The 23,316-nt window shown below is 68.6% G+C and carries 17 protein-coding genes; 4 read left to right on the forward strand and 13 right to left on the reverse strand.

Translation table 11 applies throughout. From position 1 onward, the window contains the following. On the forward strand, positions 1–388 hold a 388-nt coding region (locus tag HOQ08_RS00160; RefSeq protein ID WP_291189713.1), incomplete at its 5' end, for a tRNA-modifying protein YgfZ. A gap of 66 nt (positions 389–454) precedes the next feature. Here HOQ08_RS00160 and HOQ08_RS00165 read toward each other — a convergent pair. The 13 genes from HOQ08_RS00165 to cmk form a co-directional block, all read right to left on the reverse strand. Continuing rightward, positions 455–880 carry a GNAT family N-acetyltransferase gene (locus tag HOQ08_RS00165; RefSeq protein ID WP_291189763.1) on the reverse strand — a complete coding sequence of 142 codons (426 nt, stop codon included), beginning with the start codon at positions 878–880 and terminating at the stop codon, positions 455–457. 2 nt (positions 881–882) lie between these two features. Beyond that, complete coding sequence (locus HOQ08_RS00170) at positions 883–1,224, reverse strand: tRNA-binding protein (protein WP_291189717.1); 342 nt, start codon at positions 1,222–1,224, stop codon at positions 883–885. Next, positions 1,221–2,510: an FAD-binding oxidoreductase gene (locus HOQ08_RS00175; protein WP_291189720.1), complete on the reverse strand. Its 1,290-nt coding sequence runs from the start codon at positions 2,508–2,510 to the stop codon at positions 1,221–1,223. The genes HOQ08_RS00170 and HOQ08_RS00175 overlap by 4 nt, the downstream gene beginning before the upstream one ends. 49 nt (positions 2,511–2,559) lie before the next feature. Beyond that, on the reverse strand, positions 2,560–4,929 hold the full coding sequence (pbpC, locus tag HOQ08_RS00180; RefSeq protein ID WP_291189723.1) for a penicillin-binding protein 1C: 2,370 nt from the start codon (positions 4,927–4,929) through the stop codon (positions 2,560–2,562). A gap of 43 nt (positions 4,930–4,972) precedes the next feature. Continuing rightward, the gene (locus HOQ08_RS00185; RefSeq protein WP_291189726.1) at positions 4,973–10,993 is read right to left on the reverse strand and encodes an alpha-2-macroglobulin; all 6,021 of its coding nucleotides are present in this window, start codon (positions 10,991–10,993) and stop codon (positions 4,973–4,975) included. Between the two features lie 305 nt (positions 10,994–11,298). Further along, positions 11,299–12,171, reverse strand: coding sequence for a UTP--glucose-1-phosphate uridylyltransferase GalU (gene galU / locus HOQ08_RS00190; RefSeq protein ID WP_291189729.1), 873 nt, complete (start codon positions 12,169–12,171; stop codon positions 11,299–11,301). Further along, the gene (locus HOQ08_RS00195; RefSeq protein ID WP_291189731.1) at positions 12,172–14,082 is read right to left on the reverse strand and encodes a nucleoside-diphosphate sugar epimerase/dehydratase; all 1,911 of its coding nucleotides are present in this window, start codon (positions 14,080–14,082) and stop codon (positions 12,172–12,174) included. It abuts the gene before it with no gap. Further along, positions 14,069–15,004: a glycosyltransferase family 4 protein gene (locus tag HOQ08_RS00200; protein WP_291189734.1), complete on the reverse strand. Its 936-nt coding sequence runs from the start codon at positions 15,002–15,004 to the stop codon at positions 14,069–14,071. Before HOQ08_RS00200 ends, HOQ08_RS00195 begins: the two co-directional genes overlap by 14 nt. A 101-nt stretch (positions 15,005–15,105) precedes the next feature. Next, positions 15,106–16,278: a lipopolysaccharide assembly protein LapB gene (gene lapB, locus HOQ08_RS00205; RefSeq protein ID WP_291189737.1), complete on the reverse strand. Its 1,173-nt coding sequence runs from the start codon at positions 16,276–16,278 to the stop codon at positions 15,106–15,108. Next, the gene (locus HOQ08_RS00210) at positions 16,275–16,529 is read right to left on the reverse strand and encodes a lipopolysaccharide assembly protein LapA domain-containing protein (RefSeq protein WP_291189740.1); all 255 of its coding nucleotides are present in this window, start codon (positions 16,527–16,529) and stop codon (positions 16,275–16,277) included. Before HOQ08_RS00210 ends, lapB begins: the two co-directional genes overlap by 4 nt. Positions 16,530–16,653: 124 nt before the next feature. Next, positions 16,654–16,953 (reverse strand): integration host factor subunit beta, encoded by a 300-nt coding sequence (locus HOQ08_RS00215; protein WP_291189743.1) that lies wholly within the window; start codon positions 16,951–16,953, stop codon positions 16,654–16,656. A gap of 84 nt (positions 16,954–17,037) precedes the next feature. Further along, positions 17,038–18,711 carry a 30S ribosomal protein S1 gene (gene rpsA / locus HOQ08_RS00220; protein WP_291189748.1) on the reverse strand — a complete coding sequence of 558 codons (1,674 nt, stop codon included), beginning with the start codon at positions 18,709–18,711 and terminating at the stop codon, positions 17,038–17,040. Positions 18,712–18,894: 183 nt separating this feature from the next. Further along, entirely contained in the window at positions 18,895–19,575 is a 681-nt protein-coding gene (gene cmk / locus HOQ08_RS00225; protein ID WP_291189751.1) for a (d)CMP kinase, read from the reverse strand. A gap of 132 nt (positions 19,576–19,707) precedes the next feature. Here cmk and HOQ08_RS00230 point away from each other — a divergent pair, with 132 nt between their 5' ends. The 3 genes from HOQ08_RS00230 (at position 19,708) to HOQ08_RS00240 (ending at position 23,199) form a co-directional block, all read left to right on the forward strand. Continuing rightward, on the forward strand, positions 19,708–19,965 hold the full coding sequence (locus tag HOQ08_RS00230; RefSeq protein WP_291189754.1) for an acyl-CoA-binding protein: 258 nt from the start codon (positions 19,708–19,710) through the stop codon (positions 19,963–19,965). Between the two features lie 95 nt (positions 19,966–20,060). Beyond that, positions 20,061–22,073, forward strand: a complete 2,013-nt coding sequence (locus HOQ08_RS00235; protein ID WP_291189757.1) for an NADPH-dependent 2,4-dienoyl-CoA reductase — start codon at positions 20,061–20,063, stop codon at positions 22,071–22,073. A gap of 214 nt (positions 22,074–22,287) precedes the next feature. Then, positions 22,288–23,199 carry a LysR substrate-binding domain-containing protein gene (locus HOQ08_RS00240; RefSeq protein ID WP_291189760.1) on the forward strand — a complete coding sequence of 304 codons (912 nt, stop codon included), beginning with the start codon at positions 22,288–22,290 and terminating at the stop codon, positions 23,197–23,199. Positions 23,200–23,316 lie beyond the last annotated feature (117 nt).

A 23,316-nucleotide genomic window follows, 5' to 3' on the forward strand; every position in this document is an offset into this window, starting at 1 on the left:
GCGCCTGTCGCAACTGCGTAGCGGCTGGCCCTGGCTGGTGCAAGGCACGGCAGGCGAGCTGCTGCCGGCATGGCTGGACCTTGGCGCCATCGGCGCCACGGCGCTCGACAAGGGCTGCTATCCGGGCCAGGAGATCGTGGCGCGCATGCATTACCGCGGCGGCAGCAAGCGGCACCTGCGCCACCTGCGGCTGTCGCGCGCGCTGGCGCCCGGCGGCGTGCTGGAAGTGGATGGCCTGACGGCGATCCAGTTGCTGGACGTCGTGGCGGTGGATGCGGCCGCCGAAGCACTGGCGGTGGTGCATGACGACACGCTGGCGAGCCTGGCGTCCGGCGTGGAGGCAATGCACGGGAACGAGGCCGTGCTCGTCCAGGCGATCGCACCCTGACCCCGCGCGCTACGAGGGCATCGTCCCTGCAGCGGAAGTGGCGTCGGTCCCATCACCCATGGCCGCTCAGCCCAAGTGCTTTGCGTAGATGTGCTGGCTCTTCCGCCGCACGTAGCCCAGTCCTTCGTAGAACGGGTGCGAGGCCTGGCGCTGCACGTTGGAACGCACGACCACCATGCCGAGACCCTGCTCCCTGGCCCATGCCTCCGCGGCGGCGACCAGCGTCCGCCCCACGCCGCCTCGGCGGCTCGCGCCATCGACCACCAGACCGGTGATCTCCACGCGCTCGCCGACCTCCAGGCTCAGACGCCGCTCGGCGGCGATCCAGCCGGCCAGACGGCCTGCCACGTCGACCACACGCACGCATTGGCAGGGGTCACCCACCAACGCATCCAGCCGCGCGGCCATGCTCGCCGCGTCCACCGGATACCCCAGTTCGCCCGACAGTCGCGCGATCTCCGCCGCATCGGAGGCGCACGCCGGACGCAGCATGCTCACGCGAGCCGCGCGCCGTTGGGCACCGGCCGTTCCACCGTGGTGACGACCACGCCGGCATCGGTGTGGAACCCGGTCAACAGGAACTGCGAGCGGAACGGGCCGATCTGCTTCTCGGGAAAATTGAGCACGCCCACGATCTGCCTGCCGACCAGTTGCTCGGGCGAGTACAGCGCGGCGATCTGCGCGCTGGTCTTGCGCTCGCCGTAGGGCCCGAAGTCCGCCCACACCTTCCACGCCGGCTTGCGCGCCTCGGGAAACGCCTCCACGCGCACGATGGTGCCGGCCACGATGAGCACCTTCTCGAAGTCCGCCCAGCTGATCTCCTGCACGTCCGTCATCCTTCCAACCTCGTCTTGAACCAATCCTGCAACTGCGCCCGCCAGTAGCTCGCCTGCGCGGCCAGGAAACCCAGCGGGCGATGGGTCGGCGCCAGGCCGTAGCCGGCGAACTCGCGCCAGGCCGGGTCACCCTCGGCAATGGCTGCCGCCAGCAATTCGCCCGCCGCGCAGGTCGAGCTCAGGCCGTGGCCGCCGAACGCCTGCGCCCACCACAGGCCATCCTCGCGTCCGCCGATCTGCGGCATCTGGTGGCGGGCGTAGCTCATCAAACCGGACCAGGCGTAGTCGATGCGTACTCCGTCCAGTTGCGGGAACACACGCAGCAGGTCGCGCCGCAGCAGCCGCTGCACGGCGCGCGGGGAGCGGTCGAGTACCGAGATGCGGCCGCCCCAGAGCAGCCGCGTGTCCGGCAACGGCCGGTAATAGTCGAAGGCGAAGCGCGTGTCGTAGACGGCCGCGCGCGTGGTCAGGCATTCGGCCAGGCGATCACCCAGCGGCTCGGTCACCATCACGTAGGTGGCGATCGGCAGGATCGCGCGGTCGATGCTGCGCTCGAGTCCCGCCAGGTAGCCCCCGCAGGCCAGCACCACCTGCTCGGCGAGCACCTCGCCGGAAGCGGTCTGCACGCGCCAGCGGTCGCCAACCCGTTGCAGATGGCGCACGCCGCTGTGTTCGTGGATGCGCACGCCCTGCCCGGCCGCGGCGCCGGCCAGGCCGATCGCATAGTTGAGCGGGTGCAGGTGCAGCGCGTCGCGCTCGAACAGGCCCTCGTGGTAGCGCGTGCTGTGGATGCGCTCGCGCAACCGGGCCTCGGGCAACCACTCCCATTCAACGCCGTAATGCGCGGCCAGCAATTGCTGCCGTGCGCGCAGCACGCCGGGATCGCGGAACCAGTTGGCCCAGATCACGCCCTCGTCCACTGCGTCGCAGGCGATCGCATAGTCGGCGATGCGACGGCGGATGCGGTGCACGCCCTCGATCGTGCGCTGGAACAGCGCCCCCGCGCGCGCCTCGCCGAGCTGGCCCAGCAAGGCCTGCTCGCCCAGCGAATAGCCGGCGAACACGAACCCGCCGTTGCGCCCCGAGGCGCCATGGCCGATCTGCTCGCGCTCCAGCAGCACCACGTCGCGCAGTCCGCGCTCGGCCAGGCCCAAAGCGGTGTTGAGGCCGGCGAAGCCGCCGCCGATCACCGCCACGCGCGCCTCCGTGGAGCCTTCGATCGGCGCATACGGAGCATACGGCGTGGCCGTGGCGCGGTAGTAGGAAATGGCAGGCGACTGCGTCATGGAAGAAGGCACGTCGGGCGACGGTCGAGCATATCGCAGGCACCGGGCGCTATTCGACCAGCGCCACGTCCAGCATGCGTTCGTCGCTGCGGGCATGGTCGTCGACCACGCGCACGCGGTAGCGCCCAGCACCGTGCGGCTGCCAGGCCACCGAGCCGGCCGGCGCCGCCCGCCCCACGTAGGCATCGTCGACGAACCAGTACAGCATGCGCACGTCCGCATCGGCGGTGGCGGCGAAGGCGATCGGCGCCCGGCCGCGGTCCTTCACCCGCAGGGCGTAGAGGCTGCCGCGCAGCGGCGAGGCGATGCGCGGCGGGTCGCCGTCGGGGCGACCGGCATCGACACAGGCGTCATTGCGTGGCGGCGCACGGCGCGGCATGCCGGCTTGCGCGAACACGCGCTGCAGGTCGGACGGCCAGAACTCGAACACCTCCACGTGCGTGCGCTTGCCCGCGTACGGCGGACAGGCCGGCTGGCCGGTGGCGTCGTCGATCACCACCGGCCGGTGCACGTTGCTGACCCGGATCGGCGACTTGCCTGGGATGAACCAGGTCAGGCCCCGCTGCGGGCACCACTGGTTCGGCAGGTCGCCGCTCGCGAGGCAGATCGGCACCCGCTTGAGCTGCGCCGGCATGCGGTGGACCGGTTCAGCCAGGCCGGGCCGCTCGGCCTCGAGCGCGTCGACGATGTTGAAGAACAGCGGCGCCGCAGCTTCGATGCCGACGTAGGCGGGATTGCCGCTGCCGTCGAAATTGCCCACCCATACCACCAGCACGTAGGGGCCGAACGCGCCGGCGGTCCAGGCATCGCGGAAACCCCAGGAGGTGCCGGTCTTCCAGTAGACCGGCAGGCGCATGGGCTGCGCGCCGCTGGCCTCGTCGGGGCGCGGGTTCTGGCGCAGCATGTCCATCACCATGAAGCTCGCTTCCTCGCTGAGCAGGCGTGTGCCCGGAGCGGCCGGTGCGTCGGCCAGCAGGCGCAGCGGACGCAGCTCGCCGCGATTGGCGAGCATGGCGTAGAGGCCGGCCAGTTCCTGCATGGTCACCTCGCCGCCGCCCAGCACCAGCGCCAGGCCGTAGTGGCGCTCGCTGGCCATGCGGCTGATGCCTGCCGTGCGCAGGAACTGGTAGAGGCTCGGCTGCGCCAGCTGCGAGGCCACCCACACGGCCGGCACGTTGCGGCTGCGCACCAGCGCCTCGGTGGCAGTGACCGGGCCCAGGAAGCGCCCGTCGAAGTTCTCCGGCGTATACGGGCCGAACGCCGTGGGCACGTCGCGCAGCACGGTCTGCGGGTGCAGCACGCCCTGGTCGAAGCCCAGCGCGTAGATGAATGGCTTGAGCGTGGAACCGGGCGAGCGCTTGGCCTGGGTGCCGTCGACCTGGCCCTGGATCGCCGCGCCGGCGTAGTCGGCCGAGCCGACCAGCGCCTTGACCCCCATGTCGCGCGTGTCCACGAGGATCGCGCTGGCGTTGCGGATGCCGCGTGCGTCGTTGTGCTCGATGTAGCGCCGTACCTGCCGCTCCAGGCTGTGCTGCAGGTCGAGGTCGAGGGTGAGCGTCATCGAGGCGGCGCCTGGGGCGTCGAGGCGACGTGCGCGCAACGCTTCCTCCGCCGCGTGCGGCGCCTCGAACGGCAGGCGCGAGAGCGGCCGCAATGCCAGCGGCAGCGCGAACAGCGGCTTGAGCGCCGCATCGCGCGGGTGCGTACGCACCCACGCGGCGAACAGCCGGTTGCGTGATCGCGCCAGCGCCGCGTTGATCACGGCGCCATCAGTGGCGGCAAGCCGGCGTGTGGGATCCTGCGGCAGCACGGCCAGCGTAAGCGCCTCGGGCAGGTTGAGCCGCGCCGGCGACTTGTCGAAGTAGGCCAGGCTGGCCGCGCCCACGCCCTCGATGTTGCGTCCGTAGGGCGCGAAGTTGAGGTAAGCCTCGAGGATGTCGTGCTTGGAATGGAACGCCTCCAGTTGCAGCGCACGGCCGATCTGCCGCAGCTTGCCCATCGGCGTGCGCGTGTTGAGCCGCCACAGCAGCCGCGCCAGCTGCATCGTGAGCGTGGAACCACCCTGCGGGTCGCCGTGGCGCACGTAGGTGACCCAGGCGCCGCGCAGCAGCCCGTACGGATTGATGCCAGGATGCCAACGGAACCACTGGTCCTCGTGCAGCAGCACGGCATCGACCAGTGCGGGCGACATCTGTTCCAGCGGCGTCCACACGCGGTAGCGCTCGTCGCTGGCGAGGGTCAGCCGCAGCAGCCGGCCCTGCGCGTCGTACACGGCGACCGACGAGGGCAGCGCCTGGCGCAGCGGCGGATGCGGCCACAGCCGGCAGCCGGCCAGCATGGCGGCGAGCAGCGCCAACCCCGCCAGCCAGTTCTGCCAGCGGTGCAGGAAGCGGAGGACGAGGCGGAGCAGCTTGCGCATCGGCGGCGGGCGCAGGACGGGTTGGCCCGCCCCGCGCCCTGGGTCAGGGCTTGCGCACGACGGTCAGCACCGCGCCGCCGGGCGAACGCGCCTGCAGGGTGCGGTCGTACAGCGATTCGCCATACGCCGGCGGGACCACGAAGCGCCCGGCGTTGGTGGCCTTGATGCGGTAGACGAACTCGCGCACGTCCGGCGTAGCTTCGCCGTAGATCACCACGCGGTCCTCGCGGATGTCCGCGTACTCCGGCCGCCAAGTGGACTCGGACAAGCCGATCGGCGAGCGCCAAGCCGCGGCGGTCACCGCACTGTCGCCGCCCTCGTCGCTGGCGGGCTGCGCCTGCGGGTCGGTGACGCGCGGCGCCGGCTCGATCACCGGCTCGAAGCCGCCCGGCAGCAGGTCGACGATGGCTACGTTACCCACGCCTTCGCTGCCGGTGGCACGGATCTTCAGGTGCACGTCGATCTCCTGCCCGGTCGCCACCTGGGCGAGCGGCTTGCCGTCGGTATCGGTGTAGTCGCGCACGATCTCGATGCCCTGCTTGAGCGCGGTGGCGGGCGCCTTGCGGTCGTAGCCGCCCTGGCTGATCACGTACCAGGCAGGCAGCTCGCCCGCGTCGGTGAAGCGCAGGCGCTGCGTGCCGGCCGTCCAGGTGGCCGACTGCAGCATGCCCTGCGGCTGGCCGGCGCCCAGCAGCTTGCCGTCGGCCTGCACGGCGTCGATGCGCAGCTTGGCCGTGTCGGCCGGCGCCGCGCCGGCCCAGGCATCCAGCGCCAGCACTGTCATGGCCGAGGACAGCGTATTGAAGCGCTCGGCCTGCAGCGGCCGCACGATGTTGTCCAGCGCCGCCGGCGGCAGCTTCCTGATGCGCTCGGGGAAGTGCCGCGCCAGCAGGTAAAGCACGCTGGCATCGCGCACCAGCGGATCGTAGTAGTAGCCGTAGCGCCAGGCCTCGGTGTCGCGCGAACGCACCAGCAGCTTGAGCGGGCCGGCGATCAGGCGGTCGGCTTCCTGGTCCTGCCTGAGCAGCTTGTAGGAGGCGGCCAGCCAGGCGGCGGCGAGGTCGTCGCGCCACTGGTCGGGGTAGGCCTGCTGCAGGCGCCGGTGCACCGAGGCGAGGTAATTGGTGGTCACCGTGCCCTGGCGGGTCAGCAGGTACACCGCGTAGGCGCGTTGGCGCAGGCTGTCCAGCGAATCCTCGCCCTCGCTGCTGGCGATCTGCCGCAGGTAGCCGTTGCCGGCGTCGAACAGGTCGCGCGGCACGCGCTGGCCGCGGTCGCGCGCCTCCAGCAGGAACTGCATGGCGTAGTCGGTCAGGAACGGGTCGGCCTGCGGCGTGGCGGTCCACAGCCCGAAGCCGCCCTGCTCGTTCTGGCGCGTGTGCAGCACGTCGTAGAGGCGCTCCAGCGCCTGCGCCTCGGTGGCGCCGCCGGTGTGCTCGGAAGCTTCCAGCACGCGCTTGAACTCCGGCCGCTCGCCGAACACCAGCGCCGGCATCGCGCGGCTCAGCACCTGCTCGGTGCAGTAGTGCTCGAAGTCGGCGAGATAGGCGGAGAGGCCGCGCGCCAGCACCAGCGGCAGGTTGGAGAACGCCGCGTCGCGTCGCGCATGGACGTCGTACAGGTCGCGCAGGTCCGCCACGTCCACCCTGCGCTGCGCATCCACCTTGCCGATCTCGATGGTGGCGCGGAATGGCGCGGCCGGGCGCACCGACAGGTCCACACCCTGCTTCGCCGACTTGCCGGCATAGGTGGCGGCGAACCCGAGATGCGCCGAGCCCAACCGATCGGTGGCCTTGACACGGAACAATGCCACGCCCTCGCGCATCGAGGCCAGCTTGAGCGTCTGCGTCGCCTCGCCGAGCACCGTGAGGCCCGGCCCGGTGGCGAGCGTGACCGCCACCGGCACCGCCTGCTCGCCCTGGCCGCTGAGGTTGTTCGCCACGCCCACGCTCACCTCCGCCTCGTCGCCCGGCGCCAGCGTGGTCGGCACGTTGGGCGAGAGCACGAAGTCGCCGCGCACGGTGGTGGAGGTTTCCGCCGTGCCGATGCGTGCGGGCGACACACTGACCGCCATCACGCGCAGCTTGCCGTTGAAATAGTCCGGCACCGCGTAGCTGAAGTCCTTCTCGCCGTCGACATCGACGATGCCCGACCAGTAGGCCACCGGCAGGTCGCGCTTGCGCTTGAAGGGATTGAGCTGGCGCGCGATGGCACCGTCCGCGTCGCCCCCGGGCGCGGCCATCGCCATCAGCTTCTCGAACTCCGGCAGGATCAGGTCGAGGATCTGCGAGGTGCCCACCTCGAGCATGCGCTTGCGGAAGAAGTACTTCAGCGGATCGCCCAGCTGGTAGCGCGCCACCTGCAGGATGCCCTCGTCCACCGCGAACACCACGGCGCGCGTGGGCTGCGCGGCGCGCAGGTGGAACACCGCCGTCTGGCCCGGCTTGACCAGCGCCGGCGCGTCCAGCGCGAGCGCGTTGCGGCGCGCCTCCAGGCTCACCGAGAACGGCACCACGCCGTAGCTCAGCGGGCTCATGAAGACCTCGTCCGAGGACGGATCGCGGATGAACTGCACGTTGACGTAGCCGTTGCCCTCGAAGTCCTTCGGCACGGCGATGTGCTGCACCGAACTGGTGGTGTCGGCACGGAACCATGCATGCGCATAGACCTTGTCGCGCTCGATGGTGATCAGGCCGCTGCCGGCATAGGGCGCGCGCACGGAGACCTCGATCGTCTGGCCCGGCGCGTAGTCGGCCTTGTCCAGGCTGAGCTGCAGCTCCGCGTTGCGATCCAGCGAGCGGGTCAGGTTGGCATCGCCCGCCACCGAATATTCCACGCGGTTGACCTCGGTGCGGTCGGCGCGGCGGATCACCAGCGCGAAGTTGCCCGGCTTGTCGGTAGGCAGGGCGTAGTCCAGGCCCCCGGCGGCGATGCGCAGCGGTTGCTCGTCCAGCGGAATTTCCTTCAGCCGCGAGGCGTACTTGTAGACGCCCGAATCCTGCCGGGTGAGCACCGAGACGTAGCGGCGCTCGATCAGCTGGGCCTTGAGGCCTTCCAGCGCGATCGACTTCGCATCCGGGCCGATCGCCACCAGCCGAACAGCGCGGGTCGAGCCGCGGCCGACATAGTCGAGACTGTCGGCTGCCTTGTAGCCGACCAGCCAGTCGTTGCTGGACACCAGCGTCTGCGCCGCGGCGGCCACGCTGCGCCCGCCTTCGGCCTCGTAGGCCTTGGCCAGGAAGTAGAGCTGGTAGGTCGCGCTGGCATATTTGCCCAGGTCCAGCGCAAATTCGGCATGGCCCTGCGCGTCGGTACGGGCATCCTGCAGCGCTTGCTCGTAGCCCTCCTTGGCGCGGCGCACGTCGTAGAAGTGGTACTGCGGCCAGCTGCGGAACGCCGGCCAGGCCGGCCGCAGGGTCAGCGAGGCCTCCACGCGGCGGTCGGCGGCGGGCGTGCCGAACAGGTTCTGCACGTCGACCAGGGCCTTGAGCTCGTCGGGCTTGACCCAGCCCTCGGGCACCTGCGCGGAAAGGTGCGCGGCCACCTTCATGCGGTCGGGCAGGAACTCCTTCACCTGCACGGTGGTGCTGCCGATCTGCGTGTCGGCCTTGCCGTCGCGCATGACGTGCAGGTTCACCGTCCAGGTGCCGGTGGGCGCGGTTTCGGCCGGCGCATAGGACAGTTCACCGAAACCTGCACCGTCCATCGCCATCGGCAGCCGCTTCACCGTGATGCCGCGCGGGTCGATGATCTCCGCCTGCAGCGGCAAGCCCGCCACGCTGCGCGCCCAGTTGTCGGCACGCACGATCAGTCCGACGTGGAAGGTATCGCCGGGGCGGTAGATGCCGCGGTCGGAGAAAAGGTAGGCCGAAAGCTGGCCGCGGTTGACGGCATTGCGCTCGCCACCGATATCGAAGCGCGAATAATCGAGCTGGCGGTCTTCGCCGCCGATCGGCAGGAAGGACAGGTCCGCGCCCTTCTTCACCACGTACAACGCCGGCTTCTTCTCGCGCGCCAGGCCATCGAGCGTGGGCACGTGCGCCACGCCGTCGGCATCGGTGGATTGCGTGTAGAGCGCCTGGCCGTTGACTGCCAGCACCGAGACTTCCGCGCCGCCGACGGGGCGGCCGTCGTGGATCGATTGCACGAACACGTCCTGGCTGCCGTCCGCCGCACGTTTGACCAGCAGGCCCAGGTCGGTGACCACGACCAGGCGCGCATCGCCCGCGCCGTCGCCCTCCTCGCCATCGCCGTCCGCACCTACAGGCGCAGCATCGTCCTGTGGCGACAGGGCCGACGACGCGGCGGCAGGCTCGCCCGGCGCGGGCGGCGCATAGCCCTGCGCCGCGATGGCGCGGGTCTTGGCCTGCGCTTCCCGGCGGCGGGCCTCCGCCTTGGCATCGTATGGAGACAGGCGCAGCAGGAACACGCCGCGACGGCCGTCCTTGAGGTACGGGCCCAGATCCACGCCCTCGTAGTGGGCCTTGCCCGGGTCGGCCTTGGGAAAGGCACGCCTCTCGTCATAGCGCTCGACGATGTGTTCTTCGCCGAACGGGAAGCCCAGCTGCGGATGGCTGTAGTTGCCCTGGTTGAACGCCACCAGGTGCTGCAACTGGTCGGGCAGCACGCGCCCGATGGTCAGCCGCATGCCCGGCACATTGCGCGAGACGACCGACACGCGCCTGCTACCGCTAAGCGAGAGCAGCGAGCCGTCAGCCATGAAGCGCAGCAGCTTGGGGTAGTCGGGCACCGTCGCGGTGAAGGTCTGCGCGTGGCCCAGCACGTAGCCGCCGAACGACTTGAGGCCCGGCTCCACCCGTACGTAGAGCACCTGCCCCGGCTCGGCGTGGTACTTGAAGCTCTGCTGCGCGGCGAATTCGTCCTCGGTCGGCACCACCTCCAGCGGAAGCGGCGTGGACTGGCGCAGTACCGCCTCACTCACTTCCGACGCGTCCCAGCCGTAGGGCGGATCGTCCTGCTCCTGCTTCACGCCGGCCTTGCGCCGGGGCAGCACCCAGGCGTGGGCGTCGGCGGCGAGCTCGCGGTCGCGCACCGTACCGCTCAGGCCCATCACCAGCACCTGCTCGGGCTCGTACTTGTCGTTGTCGACCAGGGTCGGCGTCAGCGAATCGACCTGCAGGCTATAAAGGCCGGGCACCCGCACCTGGGTCGCCAGCGCCTGGTCGAACGCATCGCCGCCACGCACGCTGCGCACACCGCGTTCGAGCGTCAGCCGCACTGCACCGTCGTCGCGCGGCAGCGCCAACGGCTGCGAATGCACCCAGGCGTGCAGCCTGGAGGCGTCGTAGGTAACGGTGAATTTCAGCGCGGCGGCCTGGCCTCCGGTACGGTCGAGCAGACCGAGGGAGATGCGCCGTTCGAACTGCGCGGCATCGACCGGGTAATTGAAGTCCACCGGCTGGATGATCTTCTTGGCGGTCGCGTCCTGCGGGTCCTGGTAGAACTCGCCCGCGCCAAGCCTGACCGTGAACGGTTGCGTGTCGAACTCGAAGCGGTCCTTGTCGATCCTCACCTGCGGCGCGAACGCACGGGCAGGCTCGAAGGCCACCTTGAAGTGCTGCCCCACCGGCCAGTCCTCGGCAGGCTGGAAGGCCAGCGTGCGGTCGTCCTGCCAGCGCCATTCGCCGCGCAGCGCCGGCTGCATCGCGATGCCTGCGCCGGTGGGCTTGCCCACCTGCTCGATGGGCGCCGCCGAACCGGAGAAGCGCACGGACAGGGCGGAGTAAGTAGGCTTTTCGGCCGCGTAGTCGGTGATCGAAGGAGCCTGCAGCTGGAACGTCACCCGTTCCGGTTCGACCGGCCGGGGCCGGTGCTTGTACCACTGCCACCCGAAGCTGCCGGCGGCGGCCAGCAGCAAGACGGCGAGCGCCCCACTGGCGCAGGCCAGCGGCCTGCGCCGCAGCAGGGAGGCGGTGGCGGGCATCCATGCCGGCGCGGACCAGCTCACGCGTCCCAGCAAGGGCGTCAGCAGCCATCCGATGAGCTTGAACAGGCCGCGCACCAGGCGCACCGGCAAAAGCAGAAGAAACCGCAGCAGGTCCATGACGCTTCCCTATCGATCCCGACCACCGGCCCGGCCGGCGCCTGCACCCGGGCGCGCCGAGCCGTCCGCAGGGCGGCGACGCACGCAATCCGGATGTTTCCCCCTTCTATCCTGCCCGGCTTGGATGGCAGGACGCGGCGCGCATTCTGGCAGAACGCAGCCTCATGCCGCAGTCGGGCGTGGGTTGGTCGAGGTGATCGCCGCTGTGCGGCATACCCGGCCCTGAGCCACGCCCGATCCGATGCCCGGGGAATGCCGGCGGCCCGCGCTCCCCACCGTGGCGGCGGAAGAGCGCGGATGGAAAGTCAAAGCTGCGCGGCGAAGTCGCGAACCACCGCTGCGAGCTGGCGGTCTTGCATGGCCATGTGCATGGTGGCGCGGACCAGCCCCGCCTTGTTGCCACAGTCGAAGCGGGTGCCTTCGAAACGATAGGCGAGTACCTTGCCCTGCTCCATCAGCAGCGCCTCGATGGCATCGGTGAGCTGGATCTCGCCACCGGCGCCCGGCTCGGTCTGCTCCAGCAGCTCGAAGATGCGCCCCGGCAAAACGTAGCGGCCGACCACGGCGAGGTTGGACGGCGCGTCGGCGGGCTTCGGTTTTTCGACCATGTAGCGGATGCGCGCGCTGCGCTGGTCGACCGGCTCGGCATCGACGATGCCGTACTTGTCGGTCTGGTCGTGCGGCACTTCCTCGACCGCGATCACGCCCGCGTGCTCGCTCTCGGCCAGTGCGGCCATCTGGCCCAGCGCACCCTTGCCACGGTTCCAGATGAGGTCGTCCGGCAGGATGATGCCGAAGGGCTCGTTGCCGACCACCGGCTTGGCGCAGAGCACCGCGTGGCCAAGGCCGTGGGCCTCGGGCTGGGTGACGAAGATCGCGCGCACGTTGGCCGGCAAGGTGCCCTGTACCAGCGCGAGCAGTTCGTCCTTGCCCTTCTCTTCCAGCTTGGCCTCCAGCTCGTAGGCCTTGTCGAAGTAGTCGGCGATGGCGTGCTTGTAACGGTTGGTGACGAACACCAGGGTATCGGCGCCGGCGTCCACCGCTTCATCGACCGCGTACTGGATCAGCGGCTTGTCCAGCACCGGCAGCATTTCCTTGGCGACCACCTTGGTGGCCGGCAGGAAACGCGTGCCCAGGCCGGCCACGGGGAACACCACCTTGCGCAACGGCTTGGTCACTCACTTCTCTCCTGTTTCGGTACGGACGGATTCGGAACGGCGGATCGATACCACGTTGTCCGGCTGCGCCGTGTCGCTCCAGCGGAACGACGGCAGCAGGCTGGAAACGCAGCGCCGCAACTCATCCTCGTCGTATCCAGCGACGGCCTCGCCGGCCTTGTTGATCAAGGCCTGCAGCAACTCCCACGATACCTCGCGATGTTGCGCAAGGAAGATCTTGGCGTGGGCGGTGGCGCTGTAGTTTTCCAGTTGGTGGAACAGCTCTTCGAACAGCTTTTCGCCCGCGCGCAGGCCGGTGTAGACGATCGGCACCTCCGGGCCCGGTTTTTTCCCGGCGAGCCGGATCATCTGCTCGGCGAGGTCGCGGATCTTCACCGGCTCGCCCATGTCCAGCGCGAAGATCTCGCCACCCTGCCCGAGGCAGGAGGCCTGCAGGATCAACTGGCAGGCCTCGGGAATGGTCATGAAATAGCGGGTGATTTCCGGATGGGTGATGGTCACCGGACCGCCATCGCGGATCTGCTGGCGGAACAGCGGTACCACCGAACCTGCCGAGTCGAGCACGTTGCCGAAACGCACCGTGATGTAGTGCGTGGCCGAGTGGGCATTGAGGTTCTGGCAATAGATCTCCGCCACGCGCTTGCACGCGCCCATCACGCTGGTCGGGTTGACCGCCTTGTCGGTGGAGATCAGCACGAAGCACTCGACCTGGAACTCGTTGGCGAGGTCAGCCACCGCACGGGTGCCCAGCACGTTGTTGCGGAACGCGGCGCGCAGCTGCTTCTGCAGCATGGGCACGTGCTTGTAGGCCGCAGCATGGAAGACCACCTGCGGCTTGCTCTCGGCGAACGCCAGTTGCATGGCGATGCGGTCGCCGCAATCGCACAGCACGCACTCCAGCAGCAACTCGGGGTAATCGCTGCGCAGTTCCTTGCCGATGCGGTAGAGGTTGTACTCGCTCTGCTCGATGATGGTCAGCGATTGCGCGCCCAGCCGCGCTATCTGGCGGCAGAGCTCCGAGCCGATCGAACCGCCGCCGCCGGTGACCATGACGCGGCGGCCGGTCAGGGTTTCGCGGATCGCGGTCCAGTCCAGCTCCACCGCGTCGCGCCCGAGCAAGTCCTCGATCGCCACTTCCTTGATCTCGTTGAACTGCGCCCGCCCGGCGACGACGTCTTCCAGCCTCGGCACGGTGCGGTATGGCAGGCCGGTCTGGTCGCACAGTTCCACCACCCGGCGCATTTCGCTGCTGGTGGCCGCGGGCAAGGCGATCAGCAGCATCTCGACCGCCGCCTCACGCGCCAGCTCCGGCAGCTGGTCGATGCCGCCCAGCACCGGATGGCCGTTGATCGAGGCGCCGCGCAGGCTGGCCTTGTCGTCCACGAAACCGATGACGCCGTAATGGCCGTCCCGGCGCAAATCGCGCGAAAGCGCCTCGCCGGCACGATCCGCTCCGACGATCAGGACCCGCTTGGAGGCCCGCGCATTGAACAGGTCCAGCCGGCTGTCCTTCCAGAACCGGTAGGCAAGTCGCGGCAGGCCCAGCAGGAGGGTCAACGCTACCGGATAAAGCAGCAGCACCGAGCGCGGCACGCCTTCCAGCCGCTCGTAGACGAACAGCGCCAGGGCGATCCCCAGCGCGCCACCTACCGCCGCCTTGAGGATGTTCCACAGGTCCGGCAGGCTGGCGAAGCGCCATACGCCCTTGTACAAGCCGGTCCAGGTGAAGATGAGCCCCTGAATGGCAAGCACGATGGGAAACTCGAGTGCTTCGAAACTGCCGCCTTGGCCCGGCACGGCTGCGTAGCGCAGGGCCTTGGCGATCCACCAGGCGAAGCCGGCCATCGCAAGGTCATGCGCGACCACGGCAAAACGCGGGTGGATGAGTCCGATCCATTTACGTGGCGACATGACGATCCCTCTGCGATAGACGCCGCACGCAACGGCGCTTGGTAACCACCCATGTTGCGCCCGCTGCCGTATACACGGCGAGACAGGCTGGCAATGCCATGGCGGGGTATAGCCGCGCCGCGAGCGCCACCGGGGCGGCAACAAACAGGTTCCAGCACAGGTACCACGCGGCCGCGTGCCGGTGCGTGCCGCCGGATCGTACCAGCCACTGGTAAAGATGCTCGCGGTGCGGGGCATACCAGCGCCTGCCGCGTAGGAAGCGGTTCAGCAAGGTCAAGCTGGCATCGGCAACAAAGCTCGAACCCAGGATGAGCATCGGCCACAGCAACGCCGGCTGGACCCGCCAGAGCATCGCCGACAGGGCGAACAGCAGCAGGCCCACGCTGCCGCTCCCCACGTCGCCCATGAAGATGCGCGCGGGCGGCCGGTTGTAGAGCCAGAAGCCCAGGCATGCGGCCGCGGTAACGAAGCAGGCACCGGCCGTCGCCGGTTGGCCCACGCTCGCGGCGAGGCAGCCCGCTCCCGCCGCCACCACGATGCCTTGCTGCGCCAGCAGGGCATCGATCCCGTCCATGAAGTTGTGCAGGTTGATGCTCCAGCCGCCGGCGAGCACCAGCATCGGCATCCACCACCAGGACAGGCTCGTGCCGGCGAGCAGGGCTGCACTGAACAACCCGGTCGCCAGCAGCTGTACGCCCAGCCGCGGCCATTGCCGCAGGGGGTGGTGGTCGTCCCACCAGCCGATGGCCGCCACCAGCAGCAGGGCCAGCACCAGGCCGACCACCACCGCAACGGGCCACGGCCCGGACAGGCTACAGAATGTGCCGGGCAGCGTGATCAAACAGGCCACCACGATGCCGACGCCGCCTCCACGCGGCGTCGGCAATGCATGCGAACGACGCTGGCCGGGCTGGTCCAGCATGCCGCGTCGGTGCGCGTAGGAGATGGCCGCGCGGACTACCACCGCCGCCAGCGCCAGCGCAACCAGGCTCCATCCCAGCACGATGGCGGATTCGGCGGGTGTCACTCGTTGGCGACGCCGTGGATGGGTCGGATCGTGCTCCAGCCCTTGCAGCTCGGGCACTGCCAATGATGGGCCTTGGCGCCGAAGCCGCAGCGGCTGCAGCGGTACATCGCCTGGCCCTCGAGCAGCTTGCGGGTGAGGTCGCGCAGGATCAGGAAGTTCTCGCGCGCCTCGCCTTCGATCTTGTCCATGGTCGCGTCGATCAGTGCCATCAGGCCGCGCACCGAAGGCCGCTGGCGCAACTGCGAGGTGAGGAATTCGATGCCGGCGCGTTCGCCGTCGCGCTCGTGGTAGAGCTTAGTCAGCGCCAGCACGGGCGAGATGCCGTGGTAGCGGGCGAGGATGTCGCGCAGGAAGTGCTCGGCGCGTTCCATCTGCCCAGTGCATGCGTAGCTGTTGAGCAGCGGCGGCAGGATTTCCGGCACGAAGGCGATATCGGCCGCCACGGCCGCTTCATAGGCCGCGACCGCCTCTGCGTGTTCGCCGGCCTCGGCATGCAGGCGGCCGGTGAGCATGAACGCGCGCACGCAGTCGTCCTGGCATTCGAAAGCCTGACGCAGATAGTCGCGCGCCTCGGCCAGCGCGCCGTGCTGGCGGGCCTGCTCGGCCAATTCGCAATAGAACTGGGCGATCATCGGGGACTCGTCGTCGCCGGTCATCACTTCCAGCCGGCGTGCGTGGTCGATGGCCTTGTGCCAGTCGCGTTCATGCTGGTAGATCGCCACCAGGTGGCGCAGCGCCGAAGGCGCATGGGCATTCATTGCCACGAGGTCGCAGAACAGTGCCTCGGCGCGATCGAGCAGGCCGGCGCGCATGTAGTCTTCGCCCAGCTCAAGCAGCGCTACCGTCTTCATCGCCTCGGTCAGGCCCGGCCGCGAGACCAGATGCTGATGCAGCCGGATGGCGCGATCGACCTCGCCGCGGCGGCGGAACAGGTTGCCCAGCGCCAGGTGGGTTTCCACCGTGTCGCGGTTGTACTCGGCCAGCTTGAGGAAGACCTCGATCGCCTTGTCCTGCTCCTCGTTGAGCAGGTAATTGAGGCCGCGGAAATAGTCGGAGGAAAGCTCGCTGACCCGCATGCCCGAGCGATGCACCGCCGCCCGGCGGGCCGCGAACCAGCCGCTGGCGAAGGCGGCCGGCACCAGCAGAACCAGCACATAGAGGATGTTCATGCGCGGGCCGGCGTCTTCCCGTTGGGCCGATGCCGCCGCAGCAGGCGGCGATGGCGCAGGCTCATGCCCAGCCAGGCGGTGAGCCCTCCCAGCAGCCAGCCGATCACCAGCGCAACCAGCAGACCGGCGCCCTTGGGCAGGCTCATCCTGGCAAAGGCCAGGTCGTAGCTCACCGGGTCGGCGTTGAGCGCGCCGACGACCACACCGGCGACCACGAAGAGCGCGAGGATGAGCAGGGCAATCAATCGCATCGCGCGACTTTACCCGAATCGGCTTGAACAGGCGATTGCACGCAGGCAACAAAAAGGCAGGACCGGCTCGCGCCGCCTGCCTCGGAAAATCCACCGGAAGCCGCAGCTCCGGTTCCCGTCACCGTCAGGCCAGTTCAGCCTGCAGCGCCAGGTTCACGCGCTCGCGCAATTCCTTGCCCGGCTTGAAATGCGGCACGTGTTTGCCCGGCAAGGCCACGGCCTCGCCCGTCTTGGGGTTGCGCCCCATGCGCGGCGGCCGGTAGTGCAGCGCGAAGCTGCCAAAACCACGGACCTCGATACGCTCGCCCTCGGCCAGTGCGTGGCTCATCTGCTCGATCACGCTCTTGACCGCGAGCTCGACGTCGCCAAACGCAAGGTGGGTCTGGCGCTTGGCCAACGCCTCGATCAGTTCGGATTTGGTCATGGGTCCCCAATGTCCGTGACGTTAAACGGCGGGGCGGCCTGGCGCCGCCCCGCTTCATGCTCAAGCCATTGTAATCCTAAAGGATTACTCGGACTTGTTGAGCTGCTCCTTGAGCAGCGCGCCAAGCTTGGTGGTGCCGCCGGAAGCGGAGCCGTACTCGGCCATCGCGTCCTGCAGCTCTTCCTCGTCCTTGGCGCGGATCGAGAGCGCCAGCTGGCGACCCTTGCGGTCCATGCCGGTGAACTTGGCTTCCACCTTGTCGCCGACCTTCAGGTGCTGGGTGGCGTCGTCGATGCGCTCCTTGGCGATGTCGTTGGCGCGCAGGTAACCCTCCACGCCCTCGCCCAGGTCGATCACCGCGCCCTTGGCGTCCACTTCCTTGACGGTGCCGTTGACGATGGTGCCGCGCGGATTGTTGGCCATGAACTGGCCGAACGGATCCTGCTCCATCTGCTTGATGCCCAGCGAGATGCGCTCGCGCTCCGGATCGACCGCCAGCACCACGGCCTCGATCTCGTCGCCCTTCTTGAAGTTGCGCACGAGGTCTTCGCCGGAGGCCTGCCAGGAGATGTCCGACAGATGCACCAGGCCGTCGATGCCGCCTTCCAGGCCGATGAAGATGCCGAAGTCGGTGATCGACTTGATCTGGCCCGACACCTTGTCGTTCTTCTTGTGCATGGCGGCGAACGCTTCCCACGGATTGGAACGCGTCTGCTTGATGCCCAGCGAGATGCGGCGACGCTCTTCGTCCACGTCCAGCACCATCACTTCGGTCTCGTCGCCGACCTGCACGACCTTGGCCGGGTTGACGTTCTTGTTGGTCCAGTCCATCTCGGACACGTGGACCAGGCCTTCGACGCCCGGCTCGATCTCGACGAAGCAGCCGTAATCGGTGACGTTGGAGACCTTGCCGAACAGGCGGCTGCCGACCGGGTAACGACGCGAGATGTTGACCCACGGATCGTCGCCCAGCTGCTTGAGGCCCAGCGACACGCGGTTGCGCTCGCGGTCGTACTTGAGCACGCGCACGTCCAGCTCGTCGCCGACGTTGACCACCTCGGACGGATGACGCACGCGCTTCCACGCCATGTCGGTGATGTGCAGCAGGCCGTCGATGCCGCCCAGGTCCACGAACGCGCCGTAGTCGGTGAGGTTCTTGACCGTGCCCTTGACCACCGCACCCTCGGTCAGGCGTTCCAGCAGCTTCTCGCGCTCCTCGGAGAACTCGGTCTCGACGACGGCGCGGCGGCTGACCACCACGTTGTTGCGCTTGCGATCCAGCTTGATGATCTTGAACTCGAGGTCCTTGCCCTCGAGGTACACCGGGTCGCGGACCGGGCGCACGTCGACGAGCGAGCCCGGCAGGAACGCGCGGACGTCCTTGATGTCGACGGTGAAGCCGCCCTTGACCTTGCCGGAGATCTTGCCGGTGATGGTCTCTTCCTTGTCGAAGGCCTGCTCGAGGTCGTCCCACACCATCGAGCGCTTGGCCTTCTCGCGGGAGAGCTTGGTCTCGCCGAAGCCGTCTTCCAGGGCGTCGAGGGCAACCTTCACCTCGTCGCCTACCTGCACTTCCAGGGTGCCATCCTCGTCGCGGAACTGCTCGATCGGGACGATGCCTTCGCTCTTCAGGCCCGCGTTGATCACGACGACGTCGTTGCGGATCTCCACCACGATGCCCGTGACGATGGCGCCCGGCTTCAGCTTGGCGATGGCCTGCTGGCTCTGTTCAAACAGCTCGGCAAAACTTTCAGTCATGTTGATTCCAGAAATGAGAAAGGCCCAAAGCCCCTTGTGCGCGCCGTCGGATCAAATGCGCACGGGCTAACCGGCCCACCGGTTGTGGGTGTCGCAGAAAACGCGCCCTGACGGACCGCCCTGTCGGCACCGTTACCAAAACCCCCGCCGCGGCAGAGGCACCTAAAGCCGCGTGCAGCCTTGTCAGGACCGCACGACGGCAAATACTTTCGCGACGACGGCCTCGATCGGCATGCCGGTGGTATCCACCAGAACCGCATCGTCGGCCGGGCGAAGCGGTGCGACGGTGCGCGACGCATCGCGCTCGTCACGCGCCTCGATCTCGCGCTGAAGGGCGCCAAGTGTAACGTTCAGCCCCTTTTCCTTCAACTGCTTATAGCGTCTTTTCGCCCGCTCGGCGGCACTGGCGGTGAGAAACACCTTGAACGGGGCGTCCGGGAAGATCACCGTGCCCATGTCGCGCCCGTCGGCAACCAGGCCCGGGGCCTTGCGGAAGCCCAACTGCAGGTCGACCAGTGCCTGCCGCACCGAGGGGATCGAGGCGATCGCGGAAGCCGCGGCACCGGCGGTCTCGGTGCGCAGTTCGTCGGTGGCGTCATGGCCGTTGACGATCACCCGGATGTCACCGCCGTCTGCGGCTGCCTGAAAACGGATCTTCGTGGACTTGGCGCAGCGCGTGACGGCTTCGGCATCGGAGAGATCCAGCCCCTCGGCGCCCGCCGCATAACCGACCGCACGGTACAGCGCGCCCGAATCGAGCAACCGCCAGCCGAGCCGCTCGGCAACCAGGCGGCTGATGGTGCCCTTGCCCGAACCGGACGGCCCGTCGACGGTGAGGACTGGGACCGGCTGCGTGCGGCTCATGGGGCTCCCGGGACATCGGCAAAGACGCCATGGTAACGCCTGGGCCATTGCGCGTCGGCCATCTCGCGCTGGACCGCACCGGGGCGCATGCTATCTAGCCGCGCATCCGCCCGTCGCCGTACCTGTTCAGCCATGACCGATCTTCGCCGCGAGTTCGAACAGGCCGCCGAGGACGTCAAGCAGCTTGGCGTGCGGCCGGACAACGACACCCTGCTCCGGCTCTATGCCCTCTACAAGCAGGGCTCGCAAGGCAACGTCCAGGGCACGCCACCGGGCTTCTTCGATTTCGTGGGAACCGCCAAGCGCGAGGCCTGGGCGCACCTGGCCGGCATGTCCCAGGATGAGGCCATGCGCTGCTATATCGCACTGGTGCGCCAGTTGCTGGCCTGAAGGCCTTCCACCTCACGAGAGGAAGCCGGGCGTCCCGGCTTGCTTTCGCGCCGCCCACCCGGCACATTCATACGATCGTTTGAATGGATGCCAGCATGCACTACCCGCACCTGTTCGCCCCGCTGGAGCTGGGCCATGTCACCCTGCCCAACCGCATCCTGATGGGCTCGATGCATACCGGGCTGGAGGATCGCGCGGCCGATTACGACAAGCTCGCCGCCTACTTTGCCGAGCGCGCGCGTGGCGGCGTGGGGCTGATGGTGACCGGCGGCATAGCGCCGAGCGTCGCCGGGTGGCTCAAGCCTCTGGGCGGGCGCCTGTCGATGCCGTGGCACGCCACCCGGCATCGCAAGCTGACGCGCGCCGTGCATGCCGAGGGCGGACGCATCTGCATGCAGATCCTGCACGCAGGCCGCTACGGCTACCACCCGCTGTCGGTGGCGCCTTCCAGGCTCAAGTCGCCGATCACGCCGTTTACGCCGCGCGCCCTCTCTTCCCGTGGAGTGGAGCGCACCATCGGCGATTTCGTGCGTTGCGCGCAGCTCGCCCGCGAGGCCGGCTACGACGGCGTGGAGGTGATGGGTTCGGAGGGCTACCTGATCAACCAGTTCCTGGCCGAGCGCACCAATCGCCGCAACGACGCCTGGGGTGGCGACGCCACCCGGCGCATGCGCTTTGCGGTCGAGATCGTGCGGCGGACGCGCGAGGCGGTCGGCCGCGACTTCATCATCATCTATCGACTGTCCATGCTGGAGCTGGTCGAGGGCGGCCAGTCGTGGGAAGAAATCGTGCTGCTGGCCAAGGCGGTCGAAGAAGCCGGCGCCAGCATCATCAACACCGGCATCGGCTGGCACGAGGCGCGCGTGCCGACCATCGTGACCTCGGTGCCGCGCGCGGGTTTCGCCTGGGTTACGCAGCGGCTCAAGGGCGAGGTCAGCCTGCCGCTGGTGGCCACCAACCGCATCAACATGCCCGAGGTGGCCGAGCGCGTCCTGGCCGGCGGCGAAGCGGACATGGTGTCGATGGCGCGCCCACTGCTGGCCGATCCATCGTGGGCCACCAAAGCGCGCGCGGGACGCAGCGCCGCGATCAATACCTGCATCGCCTGCAACCAGGCCTGCCTGGACCACGTATTCCAGAACCGGCGCGCCAGTTGCCTGGTCAATCCGCGCGCATGCCATGAATCCGAATGGCTGATCGCTCCGGCCGCTCGTTCCAAGCGCATCGCGGTGGTCGGAGCGGGCCCCGCGGACCTGGCCTGCGCGACGACCCTGGCCGAGCGCGGCCACACGGTGACACTGTTCGAACAAGGTGCCCACATCGGTGGCCAGTTCAACTATGCCAAGCGCATTCCGGGCAAGGAGGAATTCCACGAAACCCTGCGCTACTACCGGCACCGCCTTGCCGAACTGCGCGTGGACGTGCGCCTGGACACCCGGGCGGACACGGCTGTGCTGCTGAGCTTCGACGAGGTGGTGGTGGCCAGCGGCGTGGTGCCGCGGCCCGTGCAGTTTCAGGGCAGCGACGATCCGCGCGTGCTGGGCTATCTCGACGTGCTCGCCCACGACCGGCCGGTCGGCGCACGGGTGGCGATCATCGGCGCCGGCGGCATCGGCTTCGACGTGGCCGAATTCCTCGCCGCGCAACCGCCCTCGCCCACCCTGGACCCGACGCGCTGGGCGCAGGAATGGGGCGTGGACCGCTCATTCACCGCTCGTGGCGGCCTGGTCCGGCCCGCGCCCGAAGCGTCCACGCGGCAGATCTGGCTGCTGCAACGAAGCGAGGGCCGTCCAGGCGCCCGGCTCAACAAGACCACCGGCTGGGTACACCGTGCCGCGCTCAAGGCCAAGCAGGTACAGATGCTGGGCGGCGTGCGATACCAGCGGTTCGACGACGAGGGCTTGCACGTCCTGCTGGACGGCCAGGCGCAGGTGCTGCCGGTCGACAACGTGGTGGTCTGTGCCGGCCAGGAGCCGAACGCCGCGCTCGCACAGCAATTGCTGGAAGCCGGACTGAAGCCGCACGTGATCGGCGGAGCCGACGTTGCCGCCGAGCTCGACGCCAAGCGGGCGATCGCCCAGGGCACCCGACTGGCGACCGAGCTGTAGCAACCGGTGGAGAAAAAGGAAAGCGCCCCGCGAACGACGCGTCGGTATCGGCTCTGGGGGAGGAGGACCGGATACCGCGGGGATAGCGTCGCTGCGGGGCGAGGGTCACAGCCACCCGGGGGGAGGGGATGGTGGCTGGACGAGGCAGACGATACGCTCGCCGTTGACCTCCATCCAATATATATTTGGCAACCGACTTATTCGCTCTTCGACTATGTTCGACTTCCGCCAGCTCCGCTACTTCGTCGCCGTCGCGGAGGAATTGAGCTTCACCCGCGCCGCCCAGCGCCTGCACATCTCCCAACCTCCGCTCTCACAGCAGATCCAGGCGCTGGAGCAGGACCTGGGCACCCGCCTGTTCGACCGTGACAGGCGCAACGTGGCGCTGACCGAACCGGGTCGCATCCTGCTGGAACAGGCGCGCCAGATCCTGGCCAAGGCCGAGGAAACCCGCGGCCACGTCGCCGATGCGGCAGCCGGTTTCAGCGGCCTGCTGCGGCTGGCCTACACCATATCGGTGACCTTCCATCGCGCCCTGCCCCAGACCCTGCTGCGCTTCGGCCAGGCGGCGCCCAAGGTGCGCATGCAACTGCACGAGATGTACAGCGAGCCGCAATTCACGGCGCTGCGCACGGACCAGATCGACGTGGGCTTCGTGCGCGACGAGCCGCGTCACGAGTCCGACGCACGCGCCCTGCGCATGGACGTGATCGACTACGAGCCGTTGCTGCTGGCGGTGCCCCGTGGCCACCGCCTGGCCGGGCAGGACAGCGTGCAGTTCGGCGAACTGGCGGACGAGGCCTTCGTCAGCCAGCCCCGCGAGCTGGCCGCAACGCTGTACGACCGGCTGGTGCAACTGGCCGGCAAGGCCGGCTTCCACCCGCTGATCCGGCAGCAGGCGCAACAGATCAACGGCCTGCTGGCGCTGGTCGCCGCAGGCATCGGGCTGGCCCTGGTGCCGGCGAGCATGCGCGTGGTGCAGCTGGGCGGCGTCAGCTACGTCTCGCTGGAGGACCCGGATGCCTACCTGCTGCTCGCCGTCGCAAGCCGCAAGGACAACCCTTCGCCGGTGCTGGCAAAGTTCCTGCAGATCGTCAAGGGCGTCGAGGAGGCGCACGACTTGTGAAAGGCCCGGACAGCCGCTACACTTGTCAGCTTGAATTTTCCCGATTTGTCCCAGGAGCTTGCCGTGAAGGTGCTTTCCTCTCTGAAGTCCGCCAAGCAGCGGCACCGTGACTGCAAG

It is taken from the genome of Frateuria sp. (genome assembly GCF_013362045.1).
In the GTDB taxonomy this organism is placed as follows: domain Bacteria; phylum Pseudomonadota; class Gammaproteobacteria; order Xanthomonadales; family Rhodanobacteraceae; genus Frateuria_A.

Coding starts and splice junctions, on each gene's coding strand:
- HOQ08_RS00195 (WP_291189731.1), bottom strand. CDS start 14,082: ATGTCGCCACGTAAATGGATCGGACTCATCCACCCGCGTTTTGCCGTG.
- HOQ08_RS00170 (WP_291189717.1), bottom strand. CDS start 1,224: ATGACGGACGTGCAGGAGATCAGCTGGGCGGACTTCGAGAAGGTGCTC.
- lapB (WP_291189737.1), bottom strand. CDS start 16,278: ATGAACATCCTCTATGTGCTGGTTCTGCTGGTGCCGGCCGCCTTCGCC.
- HOQ08_RS00185 (WP_291189726.1), bottom strand. CDS start 10,993: ATGGACCTGCTGCGGTTTCTTCTGCTTTTGCCGGTGCGCCTGGTGCGC.
- HOQ08_RS00230 (WP_291189754.1), top strand. CDS start 19,708: ATGACCGATCTTCGCCGCGAGTTCGAACAGGCCGCCGAGGACGTCAAG.
- HOQ08_RS00235 (WP_291189757.1), top strand. CDS start 20,061: ATGCACTACCCGCACCTGTTCGCCCCGCTGGAGCTGGGCCATGTCACC.
- HOQ08_RS00175 (WP_291189720.1), bottom strand. CDS start 2,510: ATGACGCAGTCGCCTGCCATTTCCTACTACCGCGCCACGGCCACGCCG.
- pbpC (WP_291189723.1), bottom strand. CDS start 4,929: ATGCGCAAGCTGCTCCGCCTCGTCCTCCGCTTCCTGCACCGCTGGCAG.
- HOQ08_RS00240 (WP_291189760.1), top strand. CDS start 22,288: ATGTTCGACTTCCGCCAGCTCCGCTACTTCGTCGCCGTCGCGGAGGAA.
- HOQ08_RS00215 (WP_291189743.1), bottom strand. CDS start 16,953: ATGACCAAATCCGAACTGATCGAGGCGTTGGCCAAGCGCCAGACCCAC.
- HOQ08_RS00200 (WP_291189734.1), bottom strand. CDS start 15,004: ATGCTGGACCAGCCCGGCCAGCGTCGTTCGCATGCATTGCCGACGCCG.
- cmk (WP_291189751.1), bottom strand. CDS start 19,575: ATGAGCCGCACGCAGCCGGTCCCAGTCCTCACCGTCGACGGGCCGTCC.
- rpsA (WP_291189748.1), bottom strand. CDS start 18,711: ATGACTGAAAGTTTTGCCGAGCTGTTTGAACAGAGCCAGCAGGCCATC.
- HOQ08_RS00210 (WP_291189740.1), bottom strand. CDS start 16,529: ATGCGATTGATTGCCCTGCTCATCCTCGCGCTCTTCGTGGTCGCCGGT.
- HOQ08_RS00165 (WP_291189763.1), bottom strand. CDS start 880: ATGCTGCGTCCGGCGTGCGCCTCCGATGCGGCGGAGATCGCGCGACTG.